The sequence below is a fragment of the Pseudomonas sp. FG98 genome (genome assembly GCF_057808595.1).
In genome coordinates, this window is sequence record NZ_JBMDIJ010000033.1 from 25,271 (window position 1) to 39,058 (window position 13,788).

13 protein-coding genes are annotated in these 13,788 nt (G+C 62.2%); 3 read left to right on the forward strand and 10 right to left on the reverse strand.

All coding sequences use genetic code 11. The features are described 5' to 3' along the window. Positions 1-14: 14 nt before the first annotated feature. The 5 genes from ACODSK_RS18880 to ACODSK_RS18900 form a co-directional block, all read right to left on the reverse strand. Positions 15-914, reverse strand: coding sequence for a DMT family transporter (locus ACODSK_RS18880; RefSeq protein WP_489018182.1), 900 nt, complete (start codon positions 912-914; stop codon positions 15-17). Between the two features lie 65 nt (positions 915-979). Further along, positions 980-1,603, reverse strand: a complete 624-nt coding sequence (locus ACODSK_RS18885) for a 2OG-Fe(II) oxygenase (protein ID WP_489018184.1) — start codon at positions 1,601-1,603, stop codon at positions 980-982. Positions 1,604-1,605: 2 nt separating this feature from the next. Continuing rightward, a complete protein-coding gene (locus tag ACODSK_RS18890) occupies positions 1,606-2,835 on the reverse strand; it encodes a hypothetical protein (RefSeq protein ID WP_489018185.1) in 1,230 nt (409 codons plus the stop codon). After that, positions 2,835-3,773 carry a hypothetical protein gene (locus ACODSK_RS18895; RefSeq protein WP_489018186.1) on the reverse strand — a complete coding sequence of 313 codons (939 nt, stop codon included), beginning with the start codon at positions 3,771-3,773 and terminating at the stop codon, positions 2,835-2,837. The genes ACODSK_RS18890 and ACODSK_RS18895 overlap by 1 nt, the downstream gene beginning before the upstream one ends. Before the next feature lie 265 nt (positions 3,774-4,038). Next, positions 4,039-4,779: an SDR family NAD(P)-dependent oxidoreductase gene (locus ACODSK_RS18900; RefSeq protein ID WP_489018187.1), complete on the reverse strand. Its 741-nt coding sequence runs from the start codon at positions 4,777-4,779 to the stop codon at positions 4,039-4,041. 465 nt (positions 4,780-5,244) lie between these two features. Between ACODSK_RS18900 and ACODSK_RS18905 the strand changes: the two genes are divergently transcribed. Then, positions 5,245-6,558, forward strand: coding sequence for an OprO/OprP family phosphate-selective porin (locus ACODSK_RS18905; protein ID WP_489018188.1), 1,314 nt, complete (start codon positions 5,245-5,247; stop codon positions 6,556-6,558). A 70-nt stretch (positions 6,559-6,628) separates the two neighbouring features. Here the strand turns inward: ACODSK_RS18905 and ACODSK_RS18910 are convergent, their stop codons facing one another. Further along, positions 6,629-7,690 carry an Abi family protein gene (locus tag ACODSK_RS18910; RefSeq protein WP_489018190.1) on the reverse strand — a complete coding sequence of 354 codons (1,062 nt, stop codon included), beginning with the start codon at positions 7,688-7,690 and terminating at the stop codon, positions 6,629-6,631. Between the two features lie 324 nt (positions 7,691-8,014). On the opposite strand from ACODSK_RS18910, the gene ACODSK_RS18915 reads away from it, so the two are divergent. Next, positions 8,015-9,139: a GNAT family N-acetyltransferase gene (locus ACODSK_RS18915; protein ID WP_489018191.1), complete on the forward strand. Its 1,125-nt coding sequence runs from the start codon at positions 8,015-8,017 to the stop codon at positions 9,137-9,139. A gap of 9 nt (positions 9,140-9,148) precedes the next feature. Here ACODSK_RS18915 and ACODSK_RS18920 read toward each other — a convergent pair whose 3' ends face one another. From ACODSK_RS18920 to ACODSK_RS18935, 4 genes are all read right to left on the reverse strand, one after another. Beyond that, complete coding sequence (locus tag ACODSK_RS18920; protein ID WP_489018193.1) at positions 9,149-10,984, reverse strand: ABC transporter ATP-binding protein; 1,836 nt, start codon at positions 10,982-10,984, stop codon at positions 9,149-9,151. A 67-nt stretch (positions 10,985-11,051) separates the two neighbouring features. Then, positions 11,052-11,609, reverse strand: a complete 558-nt coding sequence (locus ACODSK_RS18925; RefSeq protein WP_489018194.1) for a peptidylprolyl isomerase — start codon at positions 11,607-11,609, stop codon at positions 11,052-11,054. Further along, a complete protein-coding gene (locus ACODSK_RS18930) occupies positions 11,603-12,418 on the reverse strand; it encodes an alpha/beta fold hydrolase (RefSeq protein WP_489018196.1) in 816 nt (271 codons plus the stop codon). The genes ACODSK_RS18925 and ACODSK_RS18930 overlap by 7 nt, the downstream gene beginning before the upstream one ends. Positions 12,419-12,430: 12 nt before the next feature. Next, a complete protein-coding gene (locus ACODSK_RS18935) occupies positions 12,431-13,354 on the reverse strand; it encodes a PA3225 family LysR-type transcriptional regulator (protein WP_316918629.1) in 924 nt (307 codons plus the stop codon). A 50-nt stretch (positions 13,355-13,404) separates the two neighbouring features. Between ACODSK_RS18935 and ACODSK_RS18940 the strand changes: the two genes are divergently transcribed. Further along, positions 13,405-13,734 carry a 3-phosphoglycerate kinase gene (locus ACODSK_RS18940; protein WP_489018198.1) on the forward strand — a complete coding sequence of 110 codons (330 nt, stop codon included), beginning with the start codon at positions 13,405-13,407 and terminating at the stop codon, positions 13,732-13,734. The last annotated feature ends 54 nt before the right edge of the window (positions 13,735-13,788 follow it).

Here is a 13,788-nt window from a genome sequence, read left to right on the forward strand (position 1 = left end):
ACGCGCGCAAAGGTTCAGAGACGCTTGGACAGCCAGACCAGCACGATGACGATGGCGCACACCGCCGGGGTCAGCCAGTTCCAGGCTTCGCCCATCAGCCAGATGGAGAAGGCGAAGGTGAAGAAGGGTTGCAGCAGCTGCAGCTGGCTGATGCGCTGGATACCGCCCAGGGCCAGGGCGCGGTTCCACGAGAAGAAGCCCAGCAGCGAGTTGATCAGGGCCAGGAACAGCAGCGCGGCAACGCCCTGGCCCGGCAGGTTGGCGATGGTCTCGCCGTCATACAGGAACAGGCTCACCGGCAGCAGCACCGGCAGGCTGACCACCAGGGTCCAGCACATCACCTGCCAGCCCGGCAGTTCCTTGGACAGCGCGCCGCCCTGGGCATAGCCGAAGCCGGCCAGGACCACGGCGCCAAGCAGGGCCAGGTCACCGATGTAGATGTCCTGCACATCGGACTTGATCACGGTGTAGGCGAACACGGTGAGGAAGCCCAGGCTCGACACCAGCCAGAACAGTTTCGACGGGCGGGTGCCGGTGATCAGGGTGCCGAAGATCGCCGTGGACAGCGGCAGCGCCGCCAGGACCACGCCGCCGTGGCTGACCGGCACGTACTGCATGCCCAGCGCGGTAAGAATCGGGAAGCCGTAGACGATGCCGGTGGAGGTCAGCAGCATGCGCTTGAGCTGGGAGCCGTTGGGCAGTTTGGCGCGGCCGATGATCAGGAACGGAATCGCCGCGAACGCAGCCAGGACCGAGCGGAAAAAGCCGACCTGCAGGGCGCTCAGGTCACCGGCGAGCATCTTCGCCGCCGGCAGGGTCATGGCGAAGGCGGCGACGGAGATCAGGCCGAGGAAGTAGGCCTGGACGTCCTGGTTCTTGGTGTCTTGAAAACTGGCGACTGTACTTTGCGTCATTGCAGCGGTTCCTTGTGGCTTTACCGGTAAGGCATCCGCCCGTCATGGGCGGATGCGCACGCCGGTCAGATCTGTTTGTTGTTCAGGTTCGGTTTGTCCAGCGGGCTGGTGCTGAGGAAGAACACCAGCGAGGTGCGGGTTCCGCTTTCCACCTTGCGCACGCCGTGGGGGATCTCGCAGCGGTTGATCAGCACGTCGGCGTAGCCGGTTTTCAGCAGGCTTTCCTTGCCTTCGTAGTCGACGAAGAACTCGCCGCCGCCGTAGTCCTTGCCGAACTGGATGACCACCGAGTAGCGGTATTCCAGGTTGCTGTAGGTGTCGATGTGCTTGCCGATGAAGTTGCCTTCTTCCAGCTGGTTGGCCTGGCAGCGACGGATATAGCTTTCGCCGCCCATGATCCCGTTGAAGAACTCGCGGCTCTTGCCGGAGGAGAGGATCTCCACCACGCGCTTGCCCCACGGATCGTTGCGGTACACCGGCAACTGGCCTTTCTGGTCTTCCATGAAGCGGCCGACCGAAAGGAAGTTCTGCTCGCCCACGTCACCGATCTCGATGATGGTCTTGGGGATCACCTGGCAGGCTTCTTCCATGTAGGCCAGGTCTTCCCGGGAGAACAGCTGGGCAGCGTTGAGGGCTGCATAGGCGCTGCTGTTCAGTTGCTGGCTTGCCGCTTGAATCGTCTCTTGCATGATCAGGCTCCTTGAGAACTGGGCGTGGGGTACAGCATGTCTTGGGGGTGGATGGCAGCGGTTTGCAGTGGAGCGAAGGGCTCGCGTACGCCGCGGCACATGTGGTCGCGAATCAGGTACAGGCCGGCCATGAAGCCCCAGACTTCGAGGAAGGGGCCGTAGCTCGAAGGTTGTCCCTCGATGCTGGCGCGGTAGTTGGCGATATGCCGGTAATGCACGTTCGGCCGACGGTGGTGGGCGTCGTGGTTGGGCAGGTCCTGCGGGTAGACGTACAGGCGCACCGGTACATCCAGCAGCAGCGCCTTGAGCAGCCAGGCACTCCAGGCGCCAATCCCGCCGCTTGGCGGCGTGCGACCCTGGAAGCGACCCCAGGTCAGGCGACCGTAATGCGGCTTGTCGGCCCGGCCTTCTTCCCGTTGGTAGAACCACAGGTGCTCGGTGAACAGTTGCAGCCACATCGAATGCTCGAAGAGCACCGCCCGCGGGATCCCGTAGATCAGGGCGAAGGCCATCAGGCTGTCGCTGGCCCACAGCAGCACCAGCAGTACTGCCCAGAACACCAGGCGAAAGCGCACTTCGTCCCGTGGCGGCCGCACGAGGCAGTCGTTCAGGGTCGCGCGCCACTGGCGCAGCAGGTAGGCCGGGCGGAACGGCGTGCAGATCACCCGCCACCAGTAGGCCAGCTCCGGCATGCCCGGGTAGAAGCCCTGGGCCTGGATAAAGCGCTGGTCCGGATCGATGTCGGTGCACAACACATGGATGTTGTGGTGCTCGCGGACATGGCTCTGGTTGTAGGTGTCCCAGTCCTGGTACAGCAGCGGCGTGGTCAGGAAGAAGCGGGCGTAACGCTGGGCCCGCGCCTTGTCCTTGAGCACCGCGCCGTGGGTCAGGTAGTGGAAGGTCGCCTGCATGCTGCGCAGGCGGTTGACCATCAGCACCCAGGCGCCGATCACCAGCAGCACCGCGAGCAGCGGATGGAAAGCCCCGTCCAGCACCGCCTTGCCGAGCAGTACCAGGCCGATCATCACCGCCCAGGTAAACAGCAGGTGCAGCAGCAGGAAACGCTCGCCGGTCTGCTCCATGCGTGCCTTCAGGGCCTCGTTCGGCTGTACCTGACCCTTGCCGGTCAGCCAGGTCCACAGCGGCTGGAACGGCAGGCCGGCGTAGGCGGCGCGCAGATTGCCCTGGGGCCCGTACTGGCAGTAGTGGGTCGTGTTGGTTGGCTGGTTCATCAGTACACCCGCGTCAGGTAGAGGACCGGGATGTCGCTGTACAACCAGTAGAACGGCTGCATGCGGTTATGGTCGGCGCCGATCACGATCGGGTTCTGCCATTGCCGGGCGAAGACCTTGCCGATGGCCGCATACTCCGCGCCCTGGGCGTAGAGGATGTGCATCAGCTCGTCGTTGCTGCGGTTCTGGTGCCAGGCCTGGTACAGCGGCAGGCGCGCGTTGAAGATCGACGCGTAGTCCAGGTCGCTTTCAACGATGCAGCCGTTGTCGCGATTGGCCAGGCGTTGCTCGGCCTCGGCGGTCAGGGCATGCCACTGCGCTTCGCCACCGGCGGCCTCGGCGATCATGATCGACTCGGTGTCCGGGCCTAGCAGGTCGAGGATCTTCTGCTGACTGATGCGCAGCTTGCGGGCGAAGCCTTCGCGGGTTTCCTTGAGACGGTCGAGGGTGGAGGCGTCGAAACCCTCGAAATCGCCGGCGCCGATGGCGATGCGTGCGTCGATACCGTGTTTTCTCAACACCGCTTGCAGCGCTGGCAGGGTCTTGACCACCCGCCCGGCCACCAGGCCGATGCCTTCGCCCAATTGCTCGAAGGTGTAGCGCAGCCGGCCGTTCTTGCTTTCGTAGCCGTAGTCCGGGCACACCGGCGAGACCAGGGTGATGGTTTCGCCAGCCAGGCCCTTGGCCAGGGTTTCGGCGAAACGGGCCATGAAGTGCGGCGCCGAGTTGCTGAAGGAGAGGCGTTCGAAGGCGCGTTCCAGGTCGATCACCAAGGCGTCTGGCAGAACTGTCATGGCCGGGTAGCGGACCTTCAGTGCCGGAGTGGTCACGGTGTTGTCGTTGACCGCGCAGAGCAGCAGGTTGAGCAGCGAAGGGCGACTTTGATTGATATAGGGTTTATCCAGGATCAAGGTCTTGCGGCCTTCACTGTTACGCACTTGCCACTGAAAACCCGGAAACTTCGACTGGATAAAACGATAGAACGGCATATAACGTGGAAGTCCGGTCTGTTCGTCATCTGCCTGTTGAAAGCGGGCATACACGGCGGACAGTCGTGAAACTTCTTCTTCGATACACAATGCCTTGACCAGATCGGCCGGTGGTTGTTGTGACAACGAGATCGGCGACAACACGCGCTTGCTGATCAACTTATGGGTAAGTTTGTTTCTGACGTAATACTTCGCGAGAGATTGGCTCATGGCATCACCGATACGAAAGTTCCTGGTCAGCAGGCGTTAGTTCGATAAGGTTGATATTCACGTGGGGCGGCTGGCGCAGGGCCCAGACCACCGCATTGGCGACATCCTCCGGTTCCAGCGGGGTCAGGCTGCTGTACACCTGGTCGGCCTTGGCCTGGTCGCCGTTGCACTGCACCAGGGCGAACTCCGAGCGGGTCTTGCCCGGCGCCACCGTGGTCAGGCGCACCCGGCTGCCCACCAGCTCGGTGCGCAGGCAGCGGCCGAAGTGGTCGACGAAGGCCTTGGAGGCGGCGTACACATGCCCGCCCCGGTAGTGCACATGGGCCCCGATCGAGCTCAGGTTGACCACATGCCCGTGGCCGCTGGCGATCAGTCGTGGCAATAGCGCGCGGGTCACGTTGATCAAACCGTGGACATTGGTATCGAGCATGGTTGCAATCTGCTCGTCCGTTATATCCAGCAAGCTACCCTGGCCCTGAAGAAGTCCGGCGCCATTTACAAGTGCATTGATAGTTGCAAATGCTTCAGGCAGTTCATTGAGCTGCTTATTCAACGACTGACTGTCGCGAACATCACAAGTTACTGCGTGGAACTGTCCGTGGAATTCATCGGTCAATTGATTGAGGCGATCTTCCCGACGGCCGATTCCGATAACTTTGCTTCCCTGCTTTAGCAAAATTCTGGCGCAAGCCAGCCCGATGCCAGACGTCACTCCGGTGACGACGACCGTTTCATCAGTTTTCAATTGATGCTCCTTCTTACTTGCACTGTTAGGTGAGGTGGTGTTGCTACCTGGAAGCGTCCGTGCCTGATGAACGAGTGCAGATTAGAAAGAGCGTCGGGGGATGTACCGGTACAGCCGGAGGGCTGCGCGCCGAACTGTCTGGTCGCCGGACCATGACAGTTTGCGAAGGAAGATCAGGACGGTTCGGCGGCGGAACGGACCGGTGCCAGCGCAAAGGATTGCGCCGTGTGCGGTTTTGTCGCGCAGAGGGTGGCGGGAGGGTTCATGGCCGTGGCAAGGCCCGACAGGCGGGCGTTTTGCCATATTCCTGATGGGAGTAAAAAAGTTCCGCTGTCATAAAACATTTATATAAAAGCCACTGATCTGAAATAACCCCCCGCCAAGATTCCTCCCCAGCACAAGTGGCCCTGGCCGCGTGTTTTTTCAACGTAATCAAGACCATAAAACGTTAGGGGAGCTTCATCGATGATCCGTAAGCACTTCGCAGGTTTCGCAGCCAGCGCCTTGGCCATGGCCGTTACCGCCCAGGCTTTCGCGGGTACCGTGACCACCGACGGCGCCGATATCGTAGTCAAGACCAAAGGTGGCCTCGAGGTCGCTACCACTGACAAGGAGTTCAGCTTCAAGCTGGGCGGTCGTATCCAGGCTGACTACAGTACTTTCGACAATTTCTACACCGTCAACGGCAACAAGGCTGACGCCGGTTATTTCCGTCGTGCCTACCTGGAACTGGGCGGCACCCTGTACAAGGACTGGGCCTACCAGATCAACTACGACTTCTCGCACAACTCCGGTGGCGACAACCGTAGCGAAGACGGTTATTTCGACGAGGCCTCGCTGGCCTACACCGGCTTCAGCCCGATCGTGATCAAGGCTGGCCGTTTCGACCCGGAATTCGGTCTGGAAAAGGCTACCAGCTCCAAGTGGGTCACCGCTGTCGAGCGTAACGCCGCCTACGATACCGTCGACTGGACCAACAGCCACAACGGTGGCCTGGGCATCCAGGTTTCCGGCACCGCAATGGACTCCCTGTACGGTTCCGCTGGCGTATACGCCAAGGACGCAACCAACGCCGACAAGGACGGCGACAGCACCAAGCAGTTCAACCTGCGTGGTGTCTTCGCTCCGCTGCACAAGGACGGTGAAGTCCTGCACTTCGGCGTCAACTTCGCCCAGCGCGACCTGTCCGACACCTCCTTCGATGGCCGTATCCGCAGCCGTCTGGGCATGCGTGGCGTGAGCACCGACGGCGGCCAGGATGCTGGTACCAACGGCAACCGTCTGACCATCGGTGGTGCCAACAACACCCCGGCTGGCGCCTATGACAAGGATCAGGCCTGGGGTCTGGAACTGGCCGGCGCATTCGGTCCGTTCTCCGCCCAGGGTGAGTACATCAAGCGCAAGGTCCAGGCTGACGCTGCTGCTTACCAGGACATCAAGACCACCGGTTACTACGGTCAACTGGCCTACACCATCACCGGCGAGTCGCGCATCTACAAACTCGGCAAGTTCGACGCCATCAAGCCTCAGAACAAGCAGATCGGTGCCTGGGAAGTCTTCTACCGCTACGACCACATCAAGGGCGAAGACGACAACGGCGCTTACGCCAACGTTGGCGACATCGAAGGTGCCGTGCACAACCTCGGTGTGAACTGGTATGCCAACGAGTCGATCAAGCTGACCGGCCAGTACGTCAAGGCCAAGGTCGACAACGCCCAGAACTCTGTCGGCGACGACAAAGGCGACGGCGTCGTACTGCGCGCACAGTACGTGTTCTAAGCAACGACGCTCCTTCATCCGTTAGATTTTCAGCCCCACTTCGGTGGGGCTTTTTTTGTGTTGGATCTGCTCAAATCCAACGCCAGCCAGCGGCCTTGGCGACCACGCCCAGGATCTTTCGCGAATCATCGACTATCAGAATGAAGCGAGCCGGACCTTTGAGCATCGCATCAAGCGCATTGATTTTTTGCCATTGATTGGCCGTTCGGAATGCGCCTAACCCCTTCGACGCTATCAGCACGTCCTTGATCGAATGCTCGCTGAAGTCGATCAATCCGCTGTCGTCGACGTGTTCCAGCAAATACCTGCCGAGATCGGCCTGATCCATGGCTCCCATGGGCAGGTGACCGTCCATGCCGATGATGAACTTCGGTTTGCTGCCGACCAATGCGCACAGCGTCGAGTGCTGTTGCAGGCAGATAAAGTCGTTGTCGCTGATCACCGATAGCATTCCCGCATGTGCGGCAATCGGCCGGGTTCGCATCACTGTGTTTACCGTTGCATGGTTCTTCAGCCACTGCGCGGCGATCCCGGAGCGATAGCCGACGGCGGTGAGGATGTCCTTGTACTGATTGGAAACATTCAGGGCGAAAATCGGTTCGTGATGGGCGATCCGGTTTCTGAACTGGTTGATGCTCATGACCAGTGGCTTGAATCGAGCCCGGGTCATTGCCTGGGCATTGGGTAGAAGGCGGGTCATCCCGGTTTGCCAGATCGGGCGGTCATAGTGAGGGCGGAACAGGTTGGACCAGAAGTCGAAGGTGAGTCGGGAGACGACGTCATCCTTTGCAACGCTGTTGTCACTTTTTGTTGCGCGGGCCACCGCCTTGATCAGAGTGGCCTGGCTTTCGGCAGTGAGGGTACGACGCAAGCGTGGATCCAGATGCCAGTCTGGAGTGAATCGGTTACTGAGCACTTCGTCGACGGCGTTCCTGAGCAGGACTTCCATCACATGCAAGGGAAATAGAAAAGCCTTGGCCAGCCTGGCGTTGTAGAGGTACAGCTCGAAGGCCAGCTCGGCGCGGAATCCAGCGGCTTTCAGGTAGGTGCTGAAACGTTGGCGAGAGAGCACGCGCTCCAGGGAGTCGATTCGGTCCTTCGAGTAGAGGAAAGGTTGTTGTCGTTCCGCCATGGGTGTAGAGTCCGTGCACTAGCAGTTGATGTGGCCCCTCTGGTTATCCAAGCGCCCTCAGCACTGGAAAGAGCCCCGGGACAATCTCAGATTCTCCCGGGGTTTCGCTTTTTGGGGATCTGTGCAGCCTAGTGCCTGTCGGGATGTACGCTGATAGCATTTCGCCGTGCTTGCTGGAGTCATATCCAGTTGGTCCATGGTGGCCTTGGTTGCTGCTCTAGGCGTCATGCAGAAAGCTTTCTCGAAAGCTGCACTCTTGTTCGAAAAGTCTTACGAGCAATAAAGAACCTTCTTTTCTCCTGCTCGACCCGGCAAACTCCCGCAATGCCGACTCTCACCCTGAACCACCTCGCCGACATCGATGCCGCCAGTTGGGACGCCCTGGTCCCGGCGGATCAACCCTTCCTGCGCCACGCCTTCCTCAGCAGCCTGGAAGACAGCGGCAGTGTCAGCCCGCGCACCGGCTGGACGCCGTCCCATCGGCTGGTGACTGCTGATAACGGCGAGCTGCGGGCAGCCATGCCGGTCTATATCAAGACCCACTCCTTTGGCGAATACGTGTTCGATCACGGTTGGGCCGATGCCTGCGAGCGGGCCGGGATCGGTTACTACCCGAAGCTGCTCTGCGCCGTGCCGTTCTCCCCGGTCGGCGGGCCGCGCCTGCTGGGGGAGCCGCAGGTGCTCAGCGTATTGCTGGAGGAAGTGGAGGAATCGCTGCTGGAGCAGGGCCAGTCGGGCCTGCATGTGAACTTCACCGACCCCGCCGCCGACGATCTGCTGCGTGGTCGCGAGGGCTGGCTGGAGCGCCTCGGTTGCCAGTTCCACTGGCGCAACCAGGGCTACCGGGATTTCCAGGATTTTCTCGACAGCCTCGCGTCACGCAAGCGCAAGCAGATGCGCAAGGAGCGCGAGCAGGTGGCGGGGCAGGGTATCGAGTTTCGCTGGTATGGCGGCGCCGAACTGAGCGAGGTGCAGTGGGACTTCGTCTACGCCTGCTACGCCAACACCTATGCGGTGCGTCGTCGCGCGCCCTACCTGACCCGGGAGTTCTTCAGCCTGCTGGCCGAGCGCATGCCGGAGGCGATCCGCGTGGTGATGGCAGTTCAGGGCGGCCGTGAGGTGGCGATGGCTTTCAGCCTGGTGGGTGGTGACAGCTTCTATGGCCGCTACTGGGGCTGCCTGGCCGAGTTCGACCGCCTGCATTTCGAGACCTGCTTCTACCAGGGCATGGACTACGCCATTGCCGAAGGCTTGCAACGTTTCGATGCCGGGGCTCAGGGCGAGCACAAGCTGATCCGGGGTTTCGAGCCGGTGATCACTCGCTCCTGGCATTACCTGCTGCATCCGGGGTTGCGCACCGCAGTGGAGGATTTCCTGCGTCAGGAGCGGGTCGGGGTACTGGCCTATGCGGAAGATGCTCGCTCGGCCCTGCCGTATCGACAGGGCTGAGTACAGCCGTCAGTCGACGCCGACGAAGCCGCCGGTTTGGTGGTGCCACAACCGCGCATACAGCCCGCGCTGCGCCAGCAGCTCGCTGTGGCTGCCCATCTCGGCGATCCGGCCTTTCTCCAGCACCACCAGGCGGTCCATCCGCGCGATGGTCGAGAGGCGGTGCGCGATGGCGATCACCGTCTTGCCCTGCATCAGGGTTTCCAGGCTCTCCTGGATCGCCGCCTCGACCTCCGAGTCCAGCGCCGAGGTGGCTTCGTCCATGATCAGGATCGGCGCGTTCTTCAGCAGCACACGAGCAATGGCGATGCGCTGGCGCTGGCCGCCGGACAGCTTGACCCCGCGCTCGCCGACATGGGCATCGAAGCCGGTGCGACCCTGGGCATCGCTGAGGCCCGGGATGAATTCCTCGGCCCGTGCCCGGCATACGGCGTTCCACAGTTCTTCGTCGCTGGCATCGGGCTTGCCGTAGCGCAGGTTGTCGCGGATCGAGCGGTGCAGCAGGGAGGTGTCCTGGGTGATCATGCCGATCTGCCCGCGCAGGCTTTGCTGGGTGACCTCGGCGATGTCCTGGCCATCGATGAGGATGCGCCCGCCTTCCAGGTCATAGAGGCGCAGCAGCAGGTTGACCAGGGTCGATTTGCCGGCGCCGGACGGGCCGATCAGGCCGATCTTCTCGCCGGGGCGGATATCCAGGTCGAGGTTGCTGATGATCCGGCTGCCGCTCTTGCCGTAGTGGAAATCGACGTTCTCGAAGCGCACCGCGCCGCGGTCCACCTTGAGTGCCGGGGCATTCGGCTTGTCGGTGACGCTGACCGGCTGGGCGATGCTTTCCAGGCCGTCCTGCACGGTGCCGATGTTCTCGAAGATGCCGTTGACCACCCACATGATCCAGCCGCTCATGTTGACGATGCGGATCACCAGGCCGGTGGCCAGGGCGATGGCGCCGGTAGTGATCAGCGACTGGGTCCACAGCCACAGGGCCAGGCCCGTGGTGGTGACGATCAGCAGGCCGTTGAGGCTGGTGATGACCACGTCCATGCTGGTGATGACGCGGCTGGCCAACTGGGTCTTTTCGGTCTGCTCGCGGATCGCTTCGCGGGCGTATTGCTGCTCGAAATCGGTGTGGGCGAACAGCTTGAGGGTGGCGATGTTGGTGTAGCCATCGACGATCCGCCCCATCAGCTTGGAGCGCGCCTCGGACGACACCACCGAGCGCTCCTTTACCCGCGGCACGAAGTAGCGCAGGGCGACGATGTAGCAGGCGATCCAGGTCAGCAGGGGGATCATCAGGCGCCAGTCGGCTTCGGCGAACAGCACCAGCGAGCTGATGGCGTAGATGCTCACGTGCCACAGGGCGTCCATGGCCTGTACCAGCGAGTCGCGCAGCGAGTTGCCGGTCTGCATGATGCGTTGCGCGATGCGCCCGGCGAAGTCGCTCTGGAAGAAGTTCAGGCTCTGCTTGAGCACGTAGGCGTGGTTCTGCCAGCGGATCATGCTGGTCATGCCCGGGCTGATGGCCTGGTGCACCATCAGGTCATGCAGGCCGACGAACAGCGGCCTGAGCAGCAGTGCCACCACCAGCATCCAGATCAGTTCGCCGGCATGCTCGCTGAACAGGTTGGCGTTCGGCGTGCCTTGGGCCAGGTCGATGATCCGGCTCAGGTAGCTGAACAGCGCCACCTCGATCAGGGCGACGATCAGGCCCAGCACCATCAGGGCGACGAAGGCTGGCCAGACCTGGCGCAGGTAATACAGGTAGAAGGGCAGGACCCGGGACGGCGGCGCCGCGGTGGGCGCCTCGCGGAAGATGTCGATCAACTGCTCGAAACGACGGAACAACATCTAGAAGTTCACTCCTGTTGCAGGGGCCAACGCCGCGCCCGCGGGTCACGTCCTTGTGACAGTGCGGTCAGTCGATGCGCTTGGCCGACTTGATGAACACCGGATCGACGGGCACGTCGCGCATGCCTTTCTTGACGGTGGTAGGGGAATTGACGATCTGGTCGACCACTTCCATGCCCTTGGTGACCTTGCCGAACACCGCGTAGCCGGCGTCGCGACCCGGGTTGAGGAAGTCATTGTCGGCCACGTTGATGAAGAACTGGCTGGTGGCCGAGTTCGGGTTCGAGGTGCGGGCCATGGACAGGGTGCCGCGGGTGTTCAGCAGGCCGTTGCGCGCTTCGTTGGCAATCGGGTCCTTGGTGTCCTTCTGCACCATCTGCTCGGTGAAGCCACCGCCCTGAACCATGAAGCCCGGAATCACGCGGTGGAAGATGGTGTTGTTGTAGAAGCCGCTGTCGACGTACTGCAGGAAGTTCTTGGTGCTGACCGGCGCCTTCTCGGCATTCAGCTCGATCTCGATCTTGCCGAAGCTGGTGGTCAGTTCGACGTGCGGGGTCTTGTCCGAAGCCATTACACCGGTAGCGAAGGCGACCGAGCAGGCGGCCATGAGGATTTTCTTCAGCATGTACTCAATGATCCTTGAGAGGTGGTTGAAGCCGCAGCGAGAAACTGCAGCAGGGTCTGGTTGAAAACCTGCGGTTGATCCAGCGGCGTAGCGTGCCGGGAATCGGCGATCACCGCCAGTCGCGCGCCGGGGATCAGGGCGGTGTACTTCTCCTTGAGCGCCACCGGGGTGTAGTCGTGGTCGGCACTGATGACCAGGGTAGGACAGGTGATCCGTCCCAGGCGTTCCTCCACGCCCCAGTTGACGATGGCGTTGAAGGCGGCCAGGTAGGCGCGCTTGTCGTTCCGGGCCCAGCGCTCGGCCATCTTGCGCCGCAGTTCGGCCTGTTCCGGCTTGGGAAACAGCCGCGCCGCCAGGCCCTTGCCGATGGTGCTCAGGCTCAGCACCCGGGCCAGGGTCCAGCGCTTGGCCCACTGCCAGTAATCGTCGCGGCTGCGTACCTTCACCGCCGGAGCGCTGTTGACGATGGTCAGGCTGCGCAGCCAGTCGGGATGGTCGACGGCGAACTGGAAGCCGACCATGCCGCCCATGGACAGCCCGACGTAGTGCACCGGGCCGGTGTCCAGGTGTTCCAGCAGGGCCATCAGGTCGGCGCTGAAGCCGGCGATGCTGTAGCGCTCGCGGGGCTTGTCGGAGCGTCCATGACCGCGCAGGTCGAGGAGGATCAGGCGATAGTGGGCGGCCAGCACCGGGACCTGGCATTCCCAGTCCTGGCAACTCGAACCGAGGCCGTGGACCAGTACCAGGGGTTCGCCCCGGCCGTATTCTTCGTAGTGCAGGGTGTAACCTTCATGTTCGAAGTAGGCCATGGGCGGTTCCTGTCAGGCTTGGGCCGGGGCGGCGAAGGGGACGTCCAGCGGCGCAGTGTCGAAGTTGCGCAGCAACTCGATGAGGATCTGCGTGGCCGGGCCGAGGGGTTTGTCCTTGTTCGAGTAAAGGTAGAACAGTGGGTGACGGCTGCCACCCTGGTCCAGCGGCAGAGGCTTGAGCACGCCTTCGCGCAGCTCGCGTTCGATCAGGTGGCGTGGCAGCCAGGCGAAGCCCAGGCCGCTGCTGACGAAGGTGGCGGCGGTGGCCAGGCTGCCCACGGTCCAGCGCTGCTCGGCGCCGAGCCAGCCGACATCGCGCGGCTGGGAGCGTCCGGAGTCGCGGATCACCACTTGCAACTGGCTTTCCAGGTCCTGGAAGTTCAGCACCCGGCCAAGGCGGTGCAGCGGGTGCTCGGGGTGGGCCACGGCGACGAACTCCACCGCACTCAGTTCGGCGCCCAGGTAGCCGGCGATGCTGAAACTGCTGATGGCCAGGTCGGCGATGCCTTCGTGCAGCACCTCCTCGACGCCGGACAGCACTTCTTCGCGCAGACGCACCCGGCAGCCGCGGCTCTGCGGCATGAAGGCGCTCAGGGCGCGGACCAGGCGGGCATTGGGGTAGGCGGCGTCGACCACCAGGCGCACCTCGGCTTCCCAGCCCTGTTCCATGTGATGGGCGAGGTCTTCCAGCTGACTGGCCTGCTTGACCAGTTGCCGCGAGCGGCGCAGCAGCACGCTGCCGGCGTCGGTGAGCACGGCCTTGCGCCCATCGATACGCAGCAGTGGCACGCCCAGTTGGTCCTGCATGCGCGCCACGGTGTAGCTCACCGAGGATTGCGACCTGTGCAGGGCCTCGGCGGCCTGGGCGAAGCCGCCGTGATCGACCACGGCCTGCAGGGTTCGCCATTGATCGAGGGTTACGCGCGGCGCTTTCATCTTCGGCTCCTGTTGTCCTAAGCTGGCGCACTTCCCATGGAGAGCGCCGTATGAAGAAATACTGTGTTGCTTTGCTGGCCCTGCTGCCGTTGACGGCCCTGGCGGCCTATCCCATCGAGGTGGAAAAGAAGCTGGAGACGGGTATCAAGATCGATACCACCACCTACGACACTGCCAACGACATGACCACCATCACCCTGAACAACTATGGCGACGCGGCGGCTTCCTGCCGGGTGACCTTCCGCAATGGCCCGGAAACCCCGCGGGTCCGGCGGGTGGACGTGCCGGCTGGCAAGAGCCTCGACGTCAATGCTTCGTTCAACAAGCAGATCATCAAGATGCGCATCGCGGTGGACTGCAAAGGGCAACAAGCAAATTAACTGATAGATTTGACCGAGTTTTTACGCTTTTTTATCGATAGGTCAATCATTAAT